This is a genomic window from Acetobacter tropicalis, from assembly GCF_030644465.1.
GTDB lineage: Bacteria > Pseudomonadota > Alphaproteobacteria > Acetobacterales > Acetobacteraceae > Acetobacter > Acetobacter tropicalis.
This window is the reverse complement of record NZ_JAUYUW010000001.1, coordinates 462466-483583: the sequence shown is the minus strand read 5'-3', so window position 1 is coordinate 483583 and position 21118 is coordinate 462466. Positions and strand designations below refer to the sequence as shown.

The window sequence follows — 21118 nt, the reverse complement described above, 5'->3', positions numbered from 1 at the left end:
CAAAGTTTTCAGACCTGCCGGGCATCATGGCTGCTTGTCCTTTCATCGTTCCCGGTAATAGACACAACTCATGGACTCAGCCTACCCCTCCGTATCCGCCCCCTCGTCCGCGCTGCAGAAAGTTGCGGCTGAAGCGGCGGCCCGCCAGAAAAAGACAGCAGGGCACGCTGCCCGCCGTCATCTGCCCCTCCGTGTTGGAACCCGCGGGTCTCCCCTTGCGCTGGTTCAGACGCGCGCGTTCCTGACCATGCTTACGCGCTTCTGCCCGGTGTTGCGTGATATGGGTGCGTTTCAGGAGCACCAGATCAACACCACGGGCGATCAGGTGCAGAACAGGCGGCTGGCTGAAATTGGCGGTAAGGGCCTGTTTGCCAAGGAAATTCATGAAGCCCTTTCCGATGGGCGGATTGATTTTGCCGTCCATAGCCTGAAAGACCTTGAAACCGATCTCCCGCCCGGTCTGGTGCTGGCCTGCACATTGAAGCGCGAAGACGCACGTGATGCGCTGATCCTTGGTCCTGATCTTGTGCAGACAGATCCGGATGATCCGTATTCCGCTCTGCCGCAGGGTGCATTGGTGGGCTGTGCGTCCGTGCGGCGGCAGGCGCAGATGCTGCATGTGCGGCCAGACCTGCAATTTGGTCTGCTGCGCGGCAACGTGCAGACGCGAATCGATAAACTCGCCGCCCATCAGTGCGAGGCCACGTTGCTGGCACTGGCCGGGCTGCGCCGTCTGGGCATGGCGGAGCGTGCAGATATTGTGCTGGACCCCACTGTAATGGTGCCTGCTGCGGGGCAAGGGATTGTGGGCGTAACCGTGCGTGAAGATGATATTGAACTGCGCGAACTGCTGGCAGCTATTGAGGATTATGAAGCTCGCGCCGTGGCCACAGCCGAACGCGCGTTGCTGGCCGAACTAGATGGGTCCTGCCGCACCCCCATTGGCGGGTATGCGCAGCTTATTCCCGTTGTGGCGGGAGAAGAACCAAAACTGCATCTAACCGGGCTTGTGGCGCGGGAAGATGGCTCTTTCCTGCTCAAGCGGGCCATTAGCGGTGCGCCGGAAGATGCTGCCCGTTTGGGGTATGAACTTGGTAAAAGCCTGCGGGCGGATAGTCCGGCTGATATTTTTGCGGAATGAGGAGGCCCTGCTGTGACAGCCTCTTCTTCACGGAAAAAGGCTGGTAAAAGTAGGAGTTCTCGTAATCGTAAGCCGGAGGGCATGCGGTTTCAGACGGCAGCGCGCGAAAAACATGTTTCTGTTTTAAACCGTGGGGAGGTAGGCAATGTCTCTCCTCACGTGGCCCATGGTGTGATTGTGACACGGCCCGAACCCGGCTTGTCCGAGACCCTGCATGCGGTCGAGGCGGCAGGCTGGAAGGCGTATGCTTCTCCCTCTCTGGATATTGAGGCGCGAACAGTACGGCCTTTGCGCGGACAGTTCGCGGCTGTGGTGCTTACCAGTGGGCAGGCGGTGCCCGCAGCGCGCGAGGCCGTTTCGCCAGACATCCCTGTTTATGCGGTAGGAGATCGCACCGCCCAGCGCGCGCAAGCCGCCGGGTTTACATGCGTGTTCAGTGCACAGGGTGATGCTGAAGCCTTGGCCGCCTTGCTTCGTAAAGCGCTGCCTCATCAGGCCGGATTGCTGCTGCTCCTTTCAGGCGCGGGGCAGGGAATGGCTTTGGCTGCTGATCTCAGGCACGCCGGGTTCCGTGTCGTTCGCCGCGTGGCCTATAAGGCGCAGTCCGTGCGTGAAGTTTGCGTAGAAGTGCAGTCAGCGCTGAGGAAGAAGGTAATAAGCCACATTCTCTTCTTTTCTGCCGAGAGCGCGCGCGGGTGGCTGAGAGCGTTACCCGTGGCCCTACGGAAATATGCGGCAGCCACAACCGGGATTGTGATGTCTGAAGCAGCGGAAGATATTCTGCGTCACGCAGGATGGCAGGATGTGCGTGTGGCACATCATCCTAATGCTGCGGCGCTACTGCATTTGTTGGGGAAGCGCGGCTAGGGGCACTGGTCCCATTAAAAAAAGCTTTCAGGCAGATGCCCGAAAGCCTTTTGTGTGTGGAGGGGAAGCGTGTGCTCCCCGTTTCCACTGTGTAATCAGGCGTTGCCAGCAGTCTGCGGGAATTCAGCGCGCTTGGCCTGCCACAGAGCCACAAAATCAATCGGCTGCAGCACGATGGGCGGGAAGCCGCCATCCCGCGTGACATCGCTGATGATGTTACGGGCATACGGGAAGATAAGGCGCGGCACTTCAACCAGCAGCATGGGCTCAATGAGTTCCTGCGGCGGGTTGGTCAGGGTCACAACGGCAGCGTAGGCCAGTTCAGCAATAAAAACAGTGCGGCCAGGCGTGCCACCTTCCTGTTCCGGCGCTTCCTTGGCTTCTGCCTTGATGGCGAGTGTCACTTCATACACGGCCTGATCATCCTGCAGGCGGTTGGCCTGCACATCAATGTTCACGGCAATGTTGGGCTGAGAGCGCAGGGTGGCAAAAATTTCTGCCCCTACCGGCACCTCAAAGGACAGATCCCGCGTGTATTGCAGGTTAATGGCCAGCGGGAGAGCAGGCGGGGTGGACTGGTCAGATTCAGACATGGAAAAAAACAGCTTTCTTGTCAGGTCATACTCAGATGTTCGGCGGTAGCATGATGGGGTTCCTTCGCCAACCGTCCGAATGGCCATGGGCCAGACAAAGAGGGCACTTCCTGCCGTTCTTCGCAAGGGGAAAAGAGCGCGGAGCGGCGACTAAGTGGCTGTTTCAAAGTCTGCCTGATCAATCTCACAGGCCTTTTTATGCCGGAACGGGTGACTTCCGGGGCTTAATGTCTTCGCTCTGCAGGGGGCATTAAAAACTATTTTTTAACGTGAAAATCCCCTGCCGGGTTATGGCGCAGACTTTTCAACTGCTCTCTTGTCAGTATCGTCACGGGTTAACTGACGGCACGCTCTAAAGCGGCCTTGCTGGCCTGATCAAAGGTGCTCGTGCCGCCAGTCCCCATTTTCCAGACTGTCCCCGCACAGGCCCAACAGAAACCACCAGTGCGAGACAACAAGTGTTTCTCCGCTGGCCGGTTGTGCCGCCATGAAGGAGCGGAAACGCTGCACCCGGCTTTGCAGATGGCGGTCACTTTCCGGCAGGTCAGACCACCAGATTTCGTCCAGACCCGCAAAATCAAGCCGGGGCCATGCAGAACAGAGGGCAGAGGCGGGAGAGCCTTCATCGCAGGAATACATGCCGCGTTCGCGTACCAGCGGTGTGATCTCCGGCGTAATGCCCAGCGCTTTGGCAATGGGAGCCGCCGTTTCCAGCGCGCGAGTGAAAGGGGAGACCAGAATGCGGGTAATGTGTTCTCCCGCAAGTTCGTGCACCAGCCGGCGCGCGTGCTCGCGCCCCTGAGCAGACAGGCAGGGGTCCGCCACACCGGGGTCTCGCCCTGTCAGGGTGTAGAGCCGGTTGAATTCGCTTTCGCAATGCCGCAGAATGATCATGTTCTAGCAGATAGTGAGAAAACAGGGGTTTTCGCAAGGGCGCAGCGTTTATTAAGGCTGCGTGATACGGGCTGCTCATTGTAACAGGCAGGGGGCTTGTCTATGTGTAAAGAAAGCCCAGTTCCTGAGTGCACCGCGCCAAAGGGGCGGCCACGTAGAAAATGGACATGTGAAAGATGGATTTTTCCTTCGGCCACTTCCCGGTCGATCTGATTCTTTTTGCCCTTGTGGCGGCCTTTCTGGCTCTGCGGCTGCGCAGTGTTCTGGGGCGGCGGGTTGGCATTCAGCCTGCACCCATGCCTGTAGCCCCCCGGCCTGATCCGGCTGGTGTGGTGATTGATGGCAAAGCCGTGCCGCAGGAACAGGCGGTGGAGTATGATATTCCGGCTGCCGGAACCCGCGTAGGGCAGTTGCTGGCCGATATTCGGGCGCAGGATGCGTCCTTCACGCCGCAGCAGTTTCTGGCCGGTGTGCAGACAGCCTTCCGGCAGGTGGTGACAGCATTTGCGGAAGGAGACCGCACAACGCTGAAAAACCGACTGACCCCTGCTGTCTATGCCTCTTTTGAAGCCGCCATTGCCTCCCGTGAGGCTGCTGGGGAAAAGCAGCGGACCGAGATCAAGACGATTCGGTCTTTGGGCATTGAAGATGTTCGCCTGACCCCACTGGCTGTTGGGGTGGGTGCTTCTGTGGATGTGCGCATTGTGTCTGACCAGATTAGCCTTGTTCTGGGGGCAGATGGTCAGCCGATCAGCGGCATGGATGCCGTGACAGAATTTTCAGACCTGTGGACCTTCGAGCGTCTGCTGGGAACGGCTGGTAGCAGCTGGCGTCTGGCGTCGGCGCGTAGTGCGTGAAGGCATCAGGACGGCCTGAGCCTGACGCGCCGATTCGGTCACGGCGTTACAAGGTTGGGCAGCAGGAAATTGTGCGTGGGGATTGTCTGCGCGTTCTGCGGCGCATGCAGGCGGATTCAGTGGATGTGGTGGTAACCTCTCCCCCCTATAACATTGGCCTGTCTTACCGCAGTTATCCGGACCGCAAGGAAGAAGCCCATTATCTGGACTGGATGATGGAGGTAGCCGCGGGGTTGCAGCGCGTGCTGCGTCCTGATGGCTCGTTTTTCCTCAATATTTCAGGATCATCCGCTCAGCCGTGGCTGCCGTTTGAACTGGCGGTACGGCTGCGCTCGCTGTTTGTGCTGCAAAACCATATTGCGTGGGTCAAATCCATTTCTGTGGGGGAAGACAGCTTCGGCCATTTCAAGCCCATGAACAGCAAACGGTATCTGCACCGCGGGCATGAGCACCTGTTTCACTTTACCCTGAACGGGGATGTGATGCTGGACCGCCTGACGGCGGGTGTGCCGTACAAGGATAAATCCAACATTGCGCGGCGTGGCCACAAACAGGACCGCCGATGCCGGGGGGATGCATGGTTCATCCCGTATGAAACTGTGCGGGACCGGGCTGAAAAATTTGATCATCCCGGCACGTTTCCCGTAGCACTGCCAGAACAGTGCATTCTGTTGCATGGCCGGAAAGAGGCCCGTGTGCTTGATCCGTTCATGGGCACCGGCACCACACTTCTGGCAGCCCAACGGATGGCATGCCGGGGCGTGGGAATTGAGATTGATGCGGATTATGTGGCCATCGCCCGCAGGCGGCTGGAAGAGGATCAACTCTGCACTGAAGAAGGATGATCGAAAACTTTCATCATTCTGATAAAAATAATCCATTTGACTGTTTGATATGTATCAAACACAACCCTGATGAGAACGAATAAAAGCTTTTCCAGCATTATTTGAAAAATCATCAGGAGTTTTGGTGTTGCGTAGATTGATAGCTTCTCTGGTCGGGGCGGGTGTTCTTGCTTATGGCGGGACAATTGCGTTTTTGACGCATTTCGACCATGTGACAGCGCCTGAACTGCCCGCCACGTCTCCAACAAAGCAGGACCCTGTTGCTCTGGCCGCGTTCAATGCCTTGCGTGAGGCGCGGTGTGACTACTGCCACGCTACGGGCCGGGATCTGCCTTTTTACTTCAAACTGCCCGTTGCCAACCAGTTGATGGAAAAAGACCTGCATGAAGGTCTGCGCCATTTCCGGATAGAGCCGGTGCTGGCAGCCTTTGATCAGGGCAAACCACCAACGGAAGAACAGCTTTCCCGTATTGAGGAAGTTATTACCCAGAACCGCATGCCTCCCAGCATGTACTTGCTGATGCACTGGCATGCGCATCTGTCTGATGCTGAACGCCAGTCCATTTTGCACTGGGTGGAAGAAACCCGCCGCAAATATTATGCGGACACTGGGGCTGCCGAGAAATTTGCAGGCGAACCTGTGCGACCGGTTCCAGAAAGCGTGCCGGTGGATGCCGCCAAGGTGGCCTTGGGCCGCCAGTTGTTTTTTGACAAAACCCTCTCTGGTGATGGCACGCTGAACTGCGCAAGCTGCCATGATCTGAACCATGGCGGTGTGGATCATCTGACAACGGCCACGGGCATTGGCGGCCAGAAAGGTCCCATCAATGTGCCGACGGTCTATGATGCCTACTTCAAAATGGCGCAGTTCTGGAATGGCCGAGCACCGGATCTGGCCGCACAGGCGGCTGGACCTGTTATGAACCCGGTTGAAATGGGCTCACACGACTGGCCGGGTGTGGCTGCCAAATTGCAGGCGAATCCGGACTATGCGGGACTGTTCCAGTCTGCTTTTGGGCCAAATGCCAGCATTGACCAGAACACGATCACTACCGCCATTGCCGAGTTTGAAAAAACGCTGGTCACGCCGGATAGCCCGTTTGACGAGTATCTGAAAGGCAATGCCACAGCCATTAACGATCAGGCCAAACGTGGGTATGAAACTTTCAAACGCATTGGCTGCTCCGGCTGCCATAGCGGCATTGCTCTTGGTGGTGGTGCGTATGAGGCAATGGGGCTTGAAGGGGATTACTTCAAAGACCGTGGCGGTAAGGTGACGGACGCCGATGAGGGGCGTTACGCGGTAACCCACAATAATGATGACCGCTTCCGTTTTGTAGTGCCCACCCTGCGCAACATTGATCAGACCGCGCCATACTTCCATGATGGTAGCGCCAAGACGCTTGATGAGGCTGTGCGCAAGATGGCCCGTTATCAGACGCCTGATCATGACATTACAGATCAGGATGTTTCGGATATCGTGGCGTTCCTGAAAACACTGACCGGTAAATATGAAGGTCGTTCTCTGGCTGATATGGCCAAGTAATATCCGGTTCTTTGCTTGAAACAGGCCCGCCCGCAGGTGATAGACTTGCAGGCGGGCTTTTTTTATGGGGTTGCACGCGGATAACGGGAGACAAGGGTGTGGTGAAGCGGCGTCGGTTACAGGAAGAGGAAAAGACGCTGTGGTATCACGTCATGCGGGATGTTGTGCCGCTGCATGAAGCCGGTGCCAGTGCGGAAGCCGAAGGGGAAACACCCGCTACGGCTGAAGCGGCGAGTGAAGTGCCTCCGCTTGCGTCTGTTCGGCCTCTGGCGCGCAAGCGCCGGAGGCGCACCGTTGATGTGCCCCTGTTTGTGCCACCCGCCCAACCCGCCGTGCGGGTGCAACATGCGCCTCACCCTACGGAAGAGATTGGGAAGCGCTATCCCGGCGTGGATAATTACAGTTGGCGTACGTTTTCACAGGGAGACATGCGGGTGGAGCGGCGGCTGGACCTGCATGGGCTGGTTGCGCAGGAAGCGTTCCGGCGGCTGATGGAGTTCATGGATGTTGCGCAGGTGCGGGGCCTGCGGTGCGTGGAAATTATCACCGGCCTTGGCTCCGGGCAGGAGGGCGGCATTTTGCGGCGTGAACTGCCCCACTGGCTGGCTCGCCCGGAAATTCGCGGCCGGGTGCTTGGCCTGTCCTACCCCCATGCGGGGAACAAGGGCTCAGTCCGCGTGTTGCTGCGCCGCCGCAGGGCTTAGGGGCCGGGCGGCGGTATCTCGCCAGCGCGGCATATTGAAAGCCAGCCAGCGCCGCAGGGCAAGGATAACGCTCAGATCGGGCATCATGGTTGCGTAGGTGCTGGCGCAGACCGTGCCCGTGAGCATGATCTGATTTTCTTCCCGTGCATGTACCCGCAGATCATGCGTGGCGGCGGCTTTCTGGCAGGCATGTCGCCATTGCGCTACCGTGGCCGGTAGAGAGAGGATAGGCAGCATCAATCCGGCCTTTATAGCCGTGGCGGTAGCGGTGGCGGCCCATGCCTGATACAGCAGCGCGTTTGGCGCGCGGTGGCGTTCCTGTGCAAAAACCGTAGTGAAATCCAGCGGCAGACCTTGCCTCAGAAAGAGGCTATTAGGGAGCGCATTGGAAAACAGGGGCAGAAACCCTTCTTCCTGAAGGGCAGCCATACGGCCTGAAAAATCGACATCAAAGGGAAGCTGGATCACATCGACCGTGCCTGCTCTCAAAGCCTGTAAGGCGGCTTCCGCCGTGCCAAAACCGGGGAGAGGAAGAGGCCGCAGGCCCAGAAGATCAAGAGCCAGCAGTGTGGGAAGTTCTGGCCCGGTATAGCGGGAAACCCCAACCCGTAGCGGTTGCCCCTTGAGAATGCTGGCAACAGACCGATGCAGCGCGGCCTTGCCCACCACAACAGTAGGCTGGTGGCTTAAAAAGGTGGGAACCCAGCGCTGATAATCATAATGAACACGGCTATCTCCCGCCAACGCCGCCAGAATGGCCGTGCCCGGTGCAATCACGCCTGCGGGGGGTAAGGCCTGCTCCTGCTGGGTTTCAAACAGGTTCGCCCCGGTCACGCCGTCCCATCCCGTGGTGGTGGTTAAGGGAAAGGGAGAGGCATACTGGAGTTCATCTGCCAGAATAGGCGCAAGCAGGGAAGCCCATTGCCCACATTGGCTATCCGCCACTCCGGCAACGATCAGCGGAGTTGGGGGTTCGGCGGCGCGGGCAGTTGGCAGACGAGCAAAAGAGTAAAAGCCCGAGAGCAGCCCCGCCATCATCATCCTGCGGGAGAGGGTGGTGTTTTGTTCGGGCTGCTCTTTCTGCTTTCGACCTGGCACGTTGTAAAATCCCCCTTAGCCTTAAGACACTGGACCATTGTTTGCAGGCGCGGTGCGGTCAGGGAAAAGGCCCGCTGCACGCCTGATGCTTTTAAAAACGCAACACGGCAAAATCAGGGCTGGCCCTCAGGGCCATTTTACCTCGGGCGGCATGCTCATCAGAATGGCTTCCGTATGGCCGCCAGTCTTCAGGCCAAACAAGGTGCCGCGGTCATGCAGCAGGTTGAATTCCACATATCGGCCACGGCGGACAAGCTGGGCATCACGCTGTTCAGGCGTCCAGGGTTCCATCATGCGGCCACGGATGATTTCCGGATAAGTTTCCAGAAAGGCAAGGCCCACATCTTTGGTGAACGCGAAGTCCTCGGTAATGTTGCCACTATCCAGCCGGTCATAGAAAATGCCCCCCAGACCACGGGGTTCATTGCGGTGGGGTAGGTAGAAATACTTGTCACACCAGGCCTTGAAGCGCGGATAATATTCTGGATCATGTTTGGCGCAGGCCTGCTCAAAACCGGCATGAAACCGGGCAGCGTCATCAATGGCGTCCTCGGACGCCGGAAACATGGGGGTGATATCTCCGCCGCCGCCAAACCAGCCCTGTGTCGTGATGATCATGCGGGTGTTGAAATGGGCCGCAGGCACTAGCGGGCTGCACATATGGGCCACAAGGCTGATGCCTGTGGCAAAAAAGCGCGGATCTTCTGAAGCACCGGGAATGGTGGCGGCAAACTCCGGGCTGAATGTGCCTTCTACAGTGGAAACGTTCACACCCACCTTTTCAAACACACGCCCATACATCAGGCCCATCACGCCGCCACCGCCGGGTGTGCCATCCTGATTCAGCCGATCCCAGCTTTTACGTTCAAAGCGGCCTGCCTTTTCATGTCCGGCCAGAACGGGGCTGCCTTTCTGCACGGCCTCGTCCTCAATCTGCTCAAACGCAGCGCAGATCCTGTCCCGCAGGGTTTCAAACCAGGTGCGGGCTTCACCCTTCAGGGCATTATGGGCTGGAACGGAATCAGCTTTGGTCGGAATCATGCCGGGTCTTGTATCCTCTCACACGCAGGGTTTTCTGGTGGTTTCCCTAGGGGTGCGCTTTCTTGGCGATCATTGCAAGATCACCCTGTTCATCGCTAAACACGGGGGCGCTGTAAAGGCTGATGCCGCAAATCCCTGCTTCCACAGGGTTGCGCCCTCCTTTACGGAGTGAGGGTAGCGCAATGGCGCTATCCAAAAATCAGGCGGTTGCGGAGGGGCGTGTTCTCTTGGGGCGTGCTCTTTCTGCCCATGCAGCAGGAGAGAGCGGATGGAGGGCAGCCCATCTTGCAAGGACCAGACAGGCCGGAGGCATGAGGCTGCTGGCGTGGTGGCCTTTGTAAAAGACTATATGGGGTTTCTGCTCCCTGCGGATCTGAACCTGCTGTGGACTATTGGTGCCATGCTGGTCGCCGTGCTGGGGCTGATGCTCCTTAGCGGCCTTACGCTGGCGTTGTCCTATACGCCGGATGCATCCTTGGCTTTTGGCTCGGTCGAGGCGTTGGAACGGCGTATGCCATCCGGCTGGTTGCTGCGAAGCCTGCATATGACAGGTGCCAGCTTTTTCATGGCTGCTTTATACCTGCATGTGTTTCGTGGCCTGTATTATGGTTCCTATCGCGCGCCACGCCGTGGGCTGTGGCTGATCGGATCGGCCCTGTTGGTCATGGTCATGGTTACGGCCTTTGCAGGGTACGTGCTGCCGTGGGGGCAGATGTCCTACTGGGGCGCAGATGTTGCCGGAAAAGCCGTGGGGGCCGTGCCGGTCATTGGCTCCCTGCTGGAGCGGGTGTTTCTGGGGGGGGATGCGCCCGGAACACCGACCTTGCACCGCATGTTCGTGCTGCATTTTACCTTGGCGTTCAGCATTGTGGGGGCTGTGGTGCTGCATGTGGCCGTGCTGCATGCCAGAGGCAGTAGCAGCCCGTCTGGCCCACAGGGGGAGACCCCGGCACGGATGCTGCCTTTCTATCCCTATTTTACCATCAAGGACACGCCGGGCGTTGTGGTGATGGCACTGTTGTTTACGACGGTGATGTGCTTCTGGCCGGGCCTGATTACGGAGCCCGCGAATTATCGACCAGCCAACCCGTTGCATACGCCAGCAGATATTGAACCCGAATGGTACTTTCTGCCCTTTTACGGAATGTTGCAGGCTGTGCCTTCCAAGTTTGGCGGGCTGCTGGTGTCTGCCGGGGCCGTGGTGGTTCTGTTTTGTGTTCCGTGGCTGGATCGCGGGCCGGGATGGACTGGGCCGAAGTCAGGTATGCGGTGGCTTGCGTGGCTGGCAATGAGTGTTCTGGTGGCGTCTTTTGTATTGGCCGGGCTTGCGGGGAGCCATCACGTACAGGGCGTTTGGCTACTGGTTGGCCGCCTGGCAACGGTGGGATATTACGCTTACTTTGTTGGTTTCCTGCCGTTTTATGCAAAGCTCGCTAACTGGGGAGAACGTGCGTGACCAGAATGCAGGTATTGTCCTCCTCCATTGCGCAGGCCCGTAAATGGGGGGGCGTGGCGCTTTTGCTGGGCGTAGGGCTGGGTCATGGTCCGGCGGGGTGGGCACAGTCTTTGGCACCGGCACAGGCTCCTGTTCAGAACTGGTCTTTCAAAGGGCCGCTTGGTCATTTTGATCTTGCCGCCGTTCAGCGTGGCTATGCCGTTTTTGCGGGCGTCTGCGCGTCCTGCCACGGGCTGACACAGGTGCATTTTTCTGATCTGGCAGGAATGGGCCTGACATCGGAACAGATAGCGGCCCTGGCCGAGGCATGGCAGGTGCCTTACGGTCTGGATGCGGAAGGGCGACTGAAGCACCGCAAGGCGCAGCCTGATGATGCGTTGCCGGAGCCTTATCCCAACGCCCAGGCGGCCCGTTCTGCCAATCGTGGCGCGGTGCCGCCTGATCTGTCTCGTATCACGCAGGTTTATCCCGGTGGGCCGGACCGCGTGTTTGCGTTGCTGACGGGATATGGCGCCCCGCCGTCCCATCAAAATGAGAAGGGGAGCGCTGCTGGCGAAAGTTGGGGTGGAGGGACTCACCCTGCAGGCGTGGCGGGCGGGGAGGGCGGCTTTACCAACCCCTATGCCATTGGGCACCGCACTGCCATGCCCCCGCCTTTGCGAGATGGCGCGGTGGTGTATGCCGATGGCACACAGGCCACTGCAGAGCAGGAAGCGCGCGATGTCACCACCTTTCTGGCGTGGGTTTCCAACCCGCATGCGGACAGCAAGCGCAGGCTGGGTGTTGGCGTGGCGCTGTATCTGTGTTTTCTCGCCACTCTACTTGTGATCCTGAAACGGAGAATCTGGTCTCATGTCCGAAAGTAATGTTGTGGAACCCGTGATCGGCCTTATCGGCGGGTCTGGCCTGTATGATATTGATGGGCTGGATGACAAGGAATGGCGTACGGTTGAAACCCCGTGGGGCAAACCGTCTGACCAGCTTCTGTTTGGCCGACTGGATGGTGTGCAGTGTGTGTTTCTGCCCCGTCATGGCCGTGGCCACCCCATTCCGCCCTCTCGGCTGAACTACCGCGCCAATATTGCGGCCATGAAGATGTCTGGCGTGACGGATATTGTCTCGCTCTCCGCCGTGGGGTCCTTGAAGGAAGAACTGCCGCCCGGCCATTTTGTAATTGTTGATCAGTTTATTGATCGCACCATCTGGCGGGAAAAGAGCTTCTTTGACACTGGCTGCGTGGCCCACATCTCCATGGCTGATCCGCTGTGCCCGCGTATTGGCGATGTGCTGGAAGCCCAGACCAAAGCGCTTGGCATTGAGGCCACACGCGGCGGCACCTATCTGGTGATGGAAGGCCCGCAATTTTCCACGCGCGCCGAGAGCGAACTGTACCGCACATGGGGGTGCTCCGTTATCGGCATGACCAACATGCCCGAAGCCACTTTGGCCCGTGAAGCAGAGATCTGCTATGCAACCGTCGCGATGGTGACGGACTATGACTGCTGGCACACCGAGCATGATAACGTGACGGTGGAAAGCGTGGTGAAAATCATGCAGGGCAATTCCGCAAAGGCCAAGGCATTGGTGAAGGCGGTTATCCCGGCTCTCGGCAAACCGCGCGGTCTGTGCTCCGCCGGGTGTGACCGCGCGCTTGAACATGCTCTTATTACCGCACCTGAAGCACGCGATCCAGAACTGATCAGCAAGCTGAAAGTGGTAGCAGGGCGTGTTCTGGGTAACTGATTCGTCAGTCTCCCTTGCGCGTTGGCGCAAAGCAGTGAATGTTGGGCCAAATTAAAGATTGGCCTAGCATCTCTTATGTCTTCAGTTCGTTCTTCTCAGTTTTCCTCCCGACCTGTAGCCCTGGTTACCGGGGCGGCAGGGGGTATTGGGGGCAGGCTTGTCAGCCGCTTGGTGGCGGAGGGCTATCATGTGCTGGCATTCAGCCGTAAAGGCGAACCCACGGGCCAGCCTTTTGTAACGCCTGTTGCCTGTGATCTTACTCAGCCAGCGCAGATTGAAGCAGCCGTGGCTGATCTGGCCCGCCAGAACGTGCCGTTGCAGGCTATTGTGCATTGCGCCGGGGTTATCACGCCACAGCGTATGGGCACCACGGATACAGCCTGTGTTTCCGCCCAGTTGATGGTTAATCTGGAAGCCCCAATTCTGTTGACCATGGGCGTGCTGCCGCTGTTGCCAGCAGGCGGCCATATTGTGTTTGTTAATTCCATGGCGGCCCTGGTGCCTTTGGAAGGCAGCAGCATCTATACAGCCAGTAAATTCGGTTTGCGTGGTTTTGCGTTATCTCTGGCGCAGGACGTGCAAAAATGCGGTATTCATGTTTCGTCCGTCTTTCCCGGCGCGGTGGATACCCCCATGCTGCGGCGGGAAATTGATAATGGCGGCTCTCCCCTGAATTTTGTAACGGCTCCTGCAACACCGGATGAAATAGCCGCTATTGTGCAGAAGCTTTTATGCCGCCCGCGGGCAGAAGTGTTCTGCCCCAGTTCAGACGGCATACTGGCGCAACTCATGCTGATGATGCCGCGCGTATGGCGGCTAATCCTGCCTGTGCTTTTGAAAAAAGGCCGCAAAGGCCAGAAGAAATATCTGGCAGCGCAACAGAAACCCCCGGTCTGATTTTTTGGTCGGGAAAGCCGGTTCCCGGCTCTCTTTTCAAACTGGCGGATGGTGGATAACGGGGTAAAATAGAGCGCTTTAGGGGGCTACATGATCAGGTGTGATGACAGTTGGCAGCGGTTCTTCCCGTGTGCCTCTTTTGTTACGCCATTTATATTCGCTCTGATAAGCCCGCCTCTGCTTGGTGACTTCATACAGCATAATTCCTGAACTTGTTCCAAGGTTCAGGCTTTCAATCATGCCGAACATGGGAATGCTCACGCACATTTCGCTGCGAGCCACAGCCAGATCACTGATCCCGCGCGTTTCATTTCCAAACCAGACAGCAAGCTTGGGGTAGATGGTGTAATCCCCTTCATCAAGAAAAATGCTCTTTTTCCCTTTTACATGAGGGGACGTGACAAGGGACGTGAATCCCATTTTTTCGAGATGATCAAAACAGTCTGCCGTGCTGTCAAATCGTTTTACAAACGTCCATTTGATGGCTGAGACGGATGTTTTTGAAAGTGCTTTCTGTTCCCGCAATTCCTGCCAGTCATCGGAGAGCGCTTTCTGCGGATCAACAATATAGACTTTCTCCACCCCAAGCGCATTAACATTGCGGATGACGGTGCCAATATTTTTTATGTTGCTGGGGTCTTCAAGGACCGCAATCAGATTCTGGCACCGGAAGGCCTTTATGGAATCTGCCCGTATGCGTGCGGGCTTTTTTGCTTTATCTTTTATCTCTGCGTTCATGCTCACAATCTCTCTTTTGAAAATACGATGTTTTACGATGATCGGACTTTCTGCCTGAAGATTAGCCTTCAAAGTCCATATTCTTACATGAAAAATCAGCTTTGTGCTTTAAAGAGTATGCCGCAGGGAATACTTCGATCATCAGCAAACAATGATCCATAGGCAGATGAAGTATTGGAAACACTGGAAGGAAAAATTTTAACAATACTCTTTTCTCATGAAGAGAAAGATCAAGAAGATTATTGAGTGCGCATAAGACCCTTACCGTGTAGGGAAGAGTTATTGTGAAAATAAGCCTATTTACAAAGCAGGCCCTGCTCATCTGAACAGGGCCTACGGCAAAACGGTCGGGTATTACGCTAATCAGTAATCTAGGTCGGTCGGAAAAATGATTAAAGACAGTTCTAAAACGTTACAGCAGAGCGTACGCCGACAATATTGCCGCTGTTGGGGCCAATATAATTGCCGGTTTTGTTCGTGACATCGGCGTGGGTATAGTTCAGCATCAGGCGTGCAAAGCTGAGCAGATACCAGTTTACGCCGATGGTTGCAGTCCAGGCGCGCCCACCAGTGGGGATGGAGGTTGCATCAATCCAGTCCCATCGGGCGGCAACTTCCCAGCCGCCAACCCCACCTTCTGTAACAGGATGAAGCACGCGGGGCGTTGCCCACTGCCCGGTATGGGCGAAGTAGTTGGGTGTCTCGCCTGTCAAGAACGCGCCTGTCTGGAAACTGAAGGCCTGTTCCGTGCCTTGGGCCCCCAGATTACGCGGGCTGAGAGATAGTCCCGGTGCGGTATCACGCAGTTTCATGTGGCGTGCGCCATATTCCACCACCCCCCATGCAGGCCCCCAGATGCCGAATAGCTCCACGCCCCCGGCCATGGAGTTGGCGAGGGGAACCATTGGCCCGAACTGGAGGCCAAAAGCATCATCCGTGCGGGCCAGCAGCCGCACACGTTGTGAAAAGGACGCAGCGGGTTTGACATCTTCATAAAAGCCCCACGCGCCCAGATGGATAAGAGCCTTTTTGCTGCGCCACGGAATATAGTGGGTGCGCAGCATGTAAGTGAGGTCATCCCGCACGTTGTTGGTTACGTTGGCGGTGTTGACGTCATTTCCGCTGATCTGGGTGGCCACATGCCAGTTATCCCCAAAAATCTTGAATGCGCCGCCAAGACCGTACCAGCCCTTAACGGGAAGGAGCGCATTGGCAACAATATCGCGGTCCAGAAAGACAGTCTGATCCGATCCGGTTGAGCCATCAAAGGAGCGTTCGTTAAACTTGTTGCCCAGCGTGTATTCAACAAGGTGCTTCGCCATTTTGTCGCTCCATGTCATGAAGGCGCTCATAACGGAAAGTTCGTTGTTGGAGTAATCGCCTTCCAGAACCCAGGAGAGTTGATGGGCATTGCCTTCCACCCCAAGGCGCGCAGCGCGCAATGTGGTGCGGGAGACATTCTGCGCCGGGAAGCGGGAGCCAAAAGCCCCACCATAATCCGCCAGAATACGGCCACGCATGCGGAAGGAATATGCGTTGTCTGGCGTAGTGATTTCCGGCAGGCCCTTACCCCATTTCAGAACGAGGCCCCCAATGGTGGTGCTACGGTTGGAGGTTGGAATCTGAGACGCCACACCCATGACTGGCGCGGAGCCGGACGGCATGTTGGAAATTGCGCCAAATGACCCCGGAGCCGCCGGGGAAAGCGGATAGGTGGCATGGCGGGAGAGATAGAGAGGGCTTCCCTGGGAAGGTTCATCTCCCGCGAAGGTAACGGCTTCTTCCGGGCCGGATTTCAGCACAGGTGTGGCGCGCGCAACGGATGGTGGTGGATAGAGGGCCGGGCTGCGGATAAAGGGCTTTTGTGCGGTCTGTGCGGTGGTGTGTGTTGCCGCCATGCCATGAGTGGCGGCTGTGACATGAACGGCATTTTTCTCCACCTTGGCCAAGCGGGACTGGAGTTCATGGATCTGCTGTGACTGCATTTTGACGAGGCGCGTTAGCTCCTGCACCTCCGGGTCAGTTGACGCGGCGGAAGCGTAGGAAGGATGCGTAACGAGGCCGAGCATGCCTAGGCCGAGAGTAGTAATACGAGTGCGCATGGCGGTATCTGTCAGGAGAAGAGTGAAGGCGTAACGGGTGGAGGTCATGTAAGAGGCTTGTTCTCATAGGGACGAGCCATCAGGCTGGCGGCAAGTCCGCACAGGGCGGCCAGCGCCAACCATGCGCCCGGAATAGCCCGGTTGCCTGTGGCATGAATGAGCCATGTGCACACCGTAGGCGTAAAGCCACCCACGCAGGTTGCCAGACTATACGCCATGGAAAAGCCGGTTGTACGGATGCGCGGCGGCACAATTTCCGTCAGATACACAACGGCGGCCCCATTATAGATGCTGTAGATGATGGCCAGCCATAGCTCCACGGTCAGCAGGCGCAGGAAGGAAGGCGCCGCTACCAGCCAGCTCATGGCCGGATAGGCTGTCAGAATAGCCAGAATGGTGGAGGTAATCAGCAGTTTTTTGCGGCCAATGCGGTCTGATAAAGCGCCAAACACGGGCAGAAGCAGAAAGTTGGTCATGCCAACGCAAAGCGTGACAACAAGACTGTCTGTTGTGGAAAGATGCAGAACAGCACTGCCAAAAGAGGGCGTGTAGGCAGTAATGACGTAAAAGGACGTGGTGGTCATGAGCACCATCAACAGCCCGGTGGACACAACGCGCCATTCACGTGCAATGGTCTGCACAATTTCTGAAAAATGGGGCGGTTTGTGCGTGGTGGCGAAGGCTTCCGTTTCCTGCAGGTTACGGCGCAGGAAAAACAGAACAGGTACAATCAGGCACCCGATCAGAAGCGGCACACGCCAGCCCCATGCGGCCATATCCGGCGGGGCGATAAGGGTGGCCAGGGCCACGCCAATGGCGGCGGCGGCCATAACCGCGACCTGCTGGGAGGCGGACTGAAACGCAACAATAAAGCCGCGGTTATGGGGCTGGGCAATTTCCGCCAGATAAACGGACGTAGACCCCAGTTCCACCCCGGCGGAAAAACCCTGTAACAACCGCCCGCATAGCACTAGAAGAGGGGCCAGAACACCAATGGCCGCGTAGCCCGGCGTAAGGGTGAGGGTAAGCGTGCCGATGGACATGAGGGTAAGCGTAAGAATAAGACCCTTGCGCCGCCCGATCCGGTCCACATAGGCGCCAAGCAGCAAAGCGCCCAGCGGCCGCATGAGAAACCCCGCCCCAAAGGTGGCGAAGGACATCATGAGTTCCGCATAGGGATCTGTGGAGGGGAAAAACGTACGGCCAATGGCGGCGGCGTAATAGCCAAACACCATGAAGTCGTACATCTCCAGCATGTTGCCGCTGGCAACCTGTGCCGCGGCTTTTATGCGTTCCCGTGTGGTCATAGGTTTTACGGCCATAGCACTGGCTTCGGCATGAGGAGAGGCTTTCGTGTCGGCAAAGCTACCCAGGGTCGTGCTGCTTTCTGTCATGACTCATATCTTGATGTTTTTTGTTATTGAGCCCGCCTCACAGGGCGAAAGAAACAGCATAAGCACAGATAGGCGTATAATTCTCATTAAAATAAGACAAATACAGAAAAAAAACCTCAACTGTTTGTTATGAAGAGGAAAAGAAAAGGTATCAGCGTGTGTCTGTCGTCAGGTTTTTCCTGATATCTTCAGAATAAGTTTCTTCTGGCGTGGCGTTGGCCGGGCGAGAGATACGGCTATGCTGCCGTAGGGTAGGAAAATCCATTCCATCTGTCAGCAAGAGGCCCAGATCATAGGCGAGCGATGCTGTATAGCCGCTCATCAGCACGCGCCAGTCCAGCCGGTAACGCAGCTTGGCCTGAGCGCGTGCCAGAATGCCGGTGGTGCAGTTGTCCGTCAGGGTGTTGTACCATGCAGGCTGGTGCGCCAGTTGGTCTATCTCCGTCAAATAACTGACAAACAACCGCTCTCTGGCCTGAGGAGAAAGAGAGACTCTGTAGAGATAGACACGTTCTTTGCGGATATCTGTTCGCACTCCAATCAGATCCCGTTCATCGGCTGTTACGTAGAACAGCTCGTAGTGATGGAAGAAACCTGCGATGGTGGAATAGGGAAACTTCTTCTGCCTTCGGGTTTCAATGGAAATGGCCAGATGCTTGCCATCATTGAACCCGAAGCTGAGAAACACATGGGCAATGCTGTCTCCCGCCCAGTAAGAGGTAATGAGGTCAAGCGAGGTCAGCTTGTCCAGATCATAATCGGCATCATAATAGCGTGGCGTATAGTCTTCGGGAGTGCGGTAAATAAAGTTACGCACATGATGGACGTGGGCAATGCGCCCCTGCATGGAGACATCGGCGGGAATGGCGTATTCTCCGGCCCAGTCCCGGTTGTTTCGGGGTGGGTCTGTTACATACCAGACAGAAAACGCCCCAAACAGGAGGAGACGGGCTGCCGTTTTGAGCCTGCGTGAAGGAACAGGAAAGGTGCCAGCCACCAGAGCAGGAAACAGGAGCGCCAGTGTTACGCGCAGGCTGTCGGGCTCCAGGGTGGAATAGTAAAAAGCAGCAGCCCCAAACGCGGCACCAACCAGCATACAGGCAGTGACAAGCCTACCTCTCCATGTCTGGCGGGATAGCGTCACGGGTTTGGTCCCGTAGCCATACCAGCGGGGGCAGGAAAAACGGGTGCAGCAGGCTGGTTGTCATTTACGGGTGGTGCGGTGCGGGTTGTAGGCACATACTGACCACCGAGCGTCATGATATCCTTTCTGGTCAGGAATTCTGCGGGTGGGGGCGGGTGGGGGCCGGTGTGCAATTGCTCAAGCAGAATACGGCGCACTTCCGCAATGGTGATGGGGTTGGATTGCGTGGAATGGCCAGACCGGCGGACCACCAGTTCTGAATCAACATTTTCCATATGCGCACTTTTGTAAGACACCACGCCATCATTCTGTTTTTCAAGCGGACCATCCCCCAGCACCGGAATAATGGAGTGCGCCGAGATCTGGTTGGCGACCGGAATGGTGGCCAGCGAACGGATGAAGGAACTGCGGGGGGACATGCCATACACACTTCCTACCCGCCATGGGCGCATGTTCAGGCGGCGGATGTTTGGATCGCTCGACATGACAGCTTTGGTTACTTCCGTCACTGTAAGCGGGAAGGTGACCATGCGCCCTACCAAATGTGCCAGTGAAAACCCTGCAATATAACTGCCATGTTGAGGGGTGGAGATAAACACCACGCTTTTGACTTCAGGAGGAGGGGCCGGAAAGAGTGCTTCCTGCAACAGGGTTTTGCTGGGGGTGTTCAGGTTAAGGCTGTTCAGAGGGCGCGAGATCATGCCGTTCCATAATTTGTCTCCCGCATCAATGGCCAGCAGCTTGATCAGCAGGCCGCCCTGGCTGTGGCCAATCAGAGTCATTTCTCCCAAGGCAGGATCAGCCTGCACGCCACCCAACTGGTGAACGGCCTGTTCAAGCGCCTTGCGGAGTTGCAGGGCGGAATAGGGAATGGGGTTGCCTGTGGCGTAGGAAAACAGCCAGAATTCGTAATTCTGACGAATTTCCGGGTCTTCCAGCAGATCATTGATCATATCGGCCCAGCGGGCGGCGCTGGAGGCTGTGCCATGCACCAGAATAACCGGACGGTGCCCATGCTGGTGGGGTTCAATGGCGATGAGCTGCGGAATGCTCCCTTGGTCAAACAGCCTTCCGTCCAGAAACCCCTTGTATTCGGTAGACCAGTCCATGGCCTCGTTCAGGCTGACGGCACGTGCGGCGGTCTGGTCATACTGTAAAGGTGCATTGTCTGGCAGGGAAGATGAGGAGTGCGGATCATCAATAGCGGTGAGGTGCAACACCGCTTTTTGGTGATCGGCCAGCACCTGCTGGCGCGGGTTGTTCATTACAAGCTGTAGATTGAGGGGAACGCGCAGCTTATCCGTAATCTGGAAAGACTGGCTTTCCTGTTTCGTCAGAAGGGGAAGGCCAGCAACGGGTTCCCCCAACCCCATATGGCGATAGATGTTTTGCACCCCACTGATGGAAAGCCGCGCCAGCGGGCGCAAATCCGTCAGCTCGTGTCCGTGCCACTGGAACGGTGTGGTGGAGGCCTCCACATCGAGCGTGCCAGACGGAAGGCTCCATTGCTGGGCCGAGAGGGTAATGGGGGTGCCCAGAGCTTCCGTCAGGCCAAACATGTAGATATCGCACGCTTGCCGCAGATGCGGGTCATACCCGCTGGGGCGGTCTGCCTCTGGTGCTGTGGGGTTCAGGTACGCATAGGCATAAAGAGCCGCAGCCATGAACTGTGCACGGTCCTGGGTTTTACGGGCGCGCTGGTAACTGAGTTCGGCCAACGCGAACAATTGATCTTCCAGCTTGTGGGCATAAAAATGCCGCTGCGTCATGACGCGCAGGGTGTCGATTGTCCGCGTGGGGTGAGATTCCCACAGTTTCAGCAGGTTCTGGCGTTGTAGGATGGTGTGAGTGGTATTGCTCAATTGCCTGCCGCTGAGGGCGCTGCGGGCGCGGTCCGTATAGGCATGTTGAAGGGAGACTTCACGGACGGAAACGGGAGACGCGCATCCGGCAAGCAGAAGGAGGAGAGCGGCAGAGGCAGCACTTCTGGGCAAAAGGCGGAGGCGTCTGATCACGGGCACATCGCAGGGCAGAAAGGAAAAGGGCGTCTGGTTGGGT

General features: G+C 57.2%; 19 protein-coding genes. 10 read left to right on the top strand and 9 right to left on the bottom strand.

What is annotated here, in order from left to right:
• Positions 1–70: 70 nt before the first annotated feature.
• Positions 71–1141: a hydroxymethylbilane synthase gene (hemC, locus tag QWU00_RS02165; RefSeq protein WP_035379293.1), complete on the top strand. Its 1071-nt coding sequence runs from the start codon at positions 71–73 to the stop codon at positions 1139–1141.
• Positions 1142–1222: 81 nt separating this feature from the next.
• The gene (locus QWU00_RS02160) at positions 1223–2008 is read left to right on the top strand and encodes a uroporphyrinogen-III synthase (RefSeq protein WP_081939011.1); all 786 of its coding nucleotides are present in this window, start codon (positions 1223–1225) and stop codon (positions 2006–2008) included.
• 95 nt (positions 2009–2103) lie between these two features.
• Here the strand turns inward: QWU00_RS02160 and secB are convergent, their stop codons facing one another.
• Positions 2104–2601, bottom strand: coding sequence for a protein-export chaperone SecB (gene secB, locus QWU00_RS02155; protein WP_035379461.1), 498 nt, complete (start codon positions 2599–2601; stop codon positions 2104–2106).
• A gap of 375 nt (positions 2602–2976) precedes the next feature.
• A complete protein-coding gene (locus tag QWU00_RS02150) occupies positions 2977–3495 on the bottom strand; it encodes a histidine phosphatase family protein (RefSeq protein ID WP_006560135.1) in 519 nt (172 codons plus the stop codon).
• Positions 3496–3671: 176 nt separating this feature from the next.
• Here QWU00_RS02150 and QWU00_RS02145 point away from each other — a divergent pair, with 176 nt between their 5' ends.
• The 4 genes from QWU00_RS02145 (at position 3672) to QWU00_RS02130 (ending at position 7447) form a co-directional block, all read left to right on the top strand.
• Positions 3672–4352 carry a Tim44/TimA family putative adaptor protein gene (locus tag QWU00_RS02145; RefSeq protein ID WP_006560134.1) on the top strand — a complete coding sequence of 227 codons (681 nt, stop codon included), beginning with the start codon at positions 3672–3674 and terminating at the stop codon, positions 4350–4352.
• Positions 4349–5197: a DNA-methyltransferase gene (locus QWU00_RS02140; protein WP_006560133.1), complete on the top strand. Its 849-nt coding sequence runs from the start codon at positions 4349–4351 to the stop codon at positions 5195–5197. The genes QWU00_RS02145 and QWU00_RS02140 overlap by 4 nt, the downstream gene beginning before the upstream one ends.
• A 127-nt stretch (positions 5198–5324) precedes the next feature.
• Positions 5325–6743 carry a cytochrome-c peroxidase gene (locus QWU00_RS02135; protein WP_035379459.1) on the top strand — a complete coding sequence of 473 codons (1419 nt, stop codon included), beginning with the start codon at positions 5325–5327 and terminating at the stop codon, positions 6741–6743.
• 11 nt (positions 6744–6754) lie between these two features.
• Positions 6755–7447: a Smr/MutS family protein gene (locus QWU00_RS02130; RefSeq protein ID WP_392388296.1), complete on the top strand. Its 693-nt coding sequence runs from the start codon at positions 6755–6757 to the stop codon at positions 7445–7447.
• Here QWU00_RS02130 and QWU00_RS02125 read toward each other — a convergent pair.
• A complete protein-coding gene (locus QWU00_RS02125) occupies positions 7412–8545 on the bottom strand; it encodes a hypothetical protein (protein WP_150395521.1) in 1134 nt (377 codons plus the stop codon). The two genes, QWU00_RS02130 and QWU00_RS02125, sit on opposite strands and share 36 nt — an antisense overlap.
• A gap of 126 nt (positions 8546–8671) precedes the next feature.
• Positions 8672–9586 (bottom strand): oxygen-dependent coproporphyrinogen oxidase, encoded by a 915-nt coding sequence (hemF, locus tag QWU00_RS02120; protein ID WP_035379288.1) that lies wholly within the window; start codon positions 9584–9586, stop codon positions 8672–8674.
• Between the two features lie 268 nt (positions 9587–9854).
• On the opposite strand from hemF, the gene QWU00_RS02115 reads away from it, so the two are divergent.
• The 4 genes from QWU00_RS02115 (at position 9855) to QWU00_RS02100 (ending at position 13682) form a co-directional block, all read left to right on the top strand.
• Positions 9855–11042 (top strand): cytochrome b, encoded by a 1188-nt coding sequence (locus QWU00_RS02115; RefSeq protein ID WP_035379286.1) that lies wholly within the window; start codon positions 9855–9857, stop codon positions 11040–11042.
• 5 nt (positions 11043–11047) lie between these two features.
• Entirely contained in the window at positions 11048–11908 is an 861-nt protein-coding gene (locus tag QWU00_RS02110; protein ID WP_035379285.1) for a cytochrome c1, read from the top strand.
• On the top strand, positions 11895–12785 hold the full coding sequence (locus QWU00_RS02105; RefSeq protein WP_035379283.1) for an S-methyl-5'-thioadenosine phosphorylase: 891 nt from the start codon (positions 11895–11897) through the stop codon (positions 12783–12785). The genes QWU00_RS02110 and QWU00_RS02105 overlap by 14 nt, the downstream gene beginning before the upstream one ends.
• Positions 12786–12860: 75 nt before the next feature.
• On the top strand, positions 12861–13682 hold the full coding sequence (locus tag QWU00_RS02100; protein ID WP_035379281.1) for an SDR family NAD(P)-dependent oxidoreductase: 822 nt from the start codon (positions 12861–12863) through the stop codon (positions 13680–13682).
• A 78-nt stretch (positions 13683–13760) separates the two neighbouring features.
• Here QWU00_RS02100 and QWU00_RS02095 read toward each other — a convergent pair whose 3' ends face one another.
• The 5 genes from QWU00_RS02095 to QWU00_RS02075 all read right to left on the bottom strand — a co-directional run bounded on the left by QWU00_RS02095 (position 13761) and on the right by QWU00_RS02075 (position 21075).
• Positions 13761–14420 carry a TrmH family RNA methyltransferase gene (locus QWU00_RS02095; RefSeq protein ID WP_035379455.1) on the bottom strand — a complete coding sequence of 220 codons (660 nt, stop codon included), beginning with the start codon at positions 14418–14420 and terminating at the stop codon, positions 13761–13763.
• 404 nt (positions 14421–14824) lie between these two features.
• Entirely contained in the window at positions 14825–16570 is a 1746-nt protein-coding gene (locus QWU00_RS02090) for an OprO/OprP family phosphate-selective porin (protein ID WP_035379279.1), read from the bottom strand.
• The gene (tcuC, locus tag QWU00_RS02085) at positions 16567–17916 is read right to left on the bottom strand and encodes an MFS transporter (protein ID WP_269320085.1); all 1350 of its coding nucleotides are present in this window, start codon (positions 17914–17916) and stop codon (positions 16567–16569) included. The genes QWU00_RS02090 and tcuC overlap by 4 nt, the downstream gene beginning before the upstream one ends.
• 151 nt (positions 17917–18067) lie before the next feature.
• Positions 18068–19012, bottom strand: a complete 945-nt coding sequence (locus QWU00_RS02080; protein WP_052051278.1) for an Lnb N-terminal periplasmic domain-containing protein — start codon at positions 19010–19012, stop codon at positions 18068–18070.
• Between the two features lie 44 nt (positions 19013–19056).
• A complete protein-coding gene (locus tag QWU00_RS02075) occupies positions 19057–21075 on the bottom strand; it encodes an esterase/lipase family protein (RefSeq protein ID WP_052051287.1) in 2019 nt (672 codons plus the stop codon).
• Between the last annotated feature and the right edge of the window lie 43 nt (positions 21076–21118).

What these genes read in the sequence shown, in the direction of transcription:
- QWU00_RS02105 (WP_035379283.1), top strand. Translation starts at nt 11,895, where the DNA reads ATGTCCGAAAGTAATGTTGTGGAACCCGTGATCGGCCTTATCGGCGGG.
- QWU00_RS02080 (WP_052051278.1), bottom strand. Translation starts at nt 19,012, where the DNA reads ATGCTGGTTGGTGCCGCGTTTGGGGCTGCTGCTTTTTACTATTCCACC.
- QWU00_RS02160 (WP_081939011.1), top strand. Translation starts at nt 1,223, where the DNA reads ATGCGGTTTCAGACGGCAGCGCGCGAAAAACATGTTTCTGTTTTAAAC.
- tcuC (WP_269320085.1), bottom strand. Translation starts at nt 17,916, where the DNA reads ATGACAGAAAGCAGCACGACCCTGGGTAGCTTTGCCGACACGAAAGCC.
- QWU00_RS02100 (WP_035379281.1), top strand. Translation starts at nt 12,861, where the DNA reads ATGTCTTCAGTTCGTTCTTCTCAGTTTTCCTCCCGACCTGTAGCCCTG.
- QWU00_RS02115 (WP_035379286.1), top strand. Translation starts at nt 9,855, where the DNA reads ATGGAGGGCAGCCCATCTTGCAAGGACCAGACAGGCCGGAGGCATGAG.
- hemF (WP_035379288.1), bottom strand. Translation starts at nt 9,586, where the DNA reads ATGATTCCGACCAAAGCTGATTCCGTTCCAGCCCATAATGCCCTGAAG.
- QWU00_RS02095 (WP_035379455.1), bottom strand. Translation starts at nt 14,420, where the DNA reads ATGAACGCAGAGATAAAAGATAAAGCAAAAAAGCCCGCACGCATACGG.
- secB (WP_035379461.1), bottom strand. Translation starts at nt 2,601, where the DNA reads ATGTCTGAATCTGACCAGTCCACCCCGCCTGCTCTCCCGCTGGCCATT.
- QWU00_RS02110 (WP_035379285.1), top strand. Translation starts at nt 11,048, where the DNA reads ATGCAGGTATTGTCCTCCTCCATTGCGCAGGCCCGTAAATGGGGGGGC.
- QWU00_RS02150 (WP_006560135.1), bottom strand. Translation starts at nt 3,495, where the DNA reads ATGATCATTCTGCGGCATTGCGAAAGCGAATTCAACCGGCTCTACACC.
- hemC (WP_035379293.1), top strand. Translation starts at nt 71, where the DNA reads ATGGACTCAGCCTACCCCTCCGTATCCGCCCCCTCGTCCGCGCTGCAG.
- QWU00_RS02090 (WP_035379279.1), bottom strand. Translation starts at nt 16,570, where the DNA reads ATGACCTCCACCCGTTACGCCTTCACTCTTCTCCTGACAGATACCGCC.
- QWU00_RS02145 (WP_006560134.1), top strand. Translation starts at nt 3,672, where the DNA reads ATGGATTTTTCCTTCGGCCACTTCCCGGTCGATCTGATTCTTTTTGCC.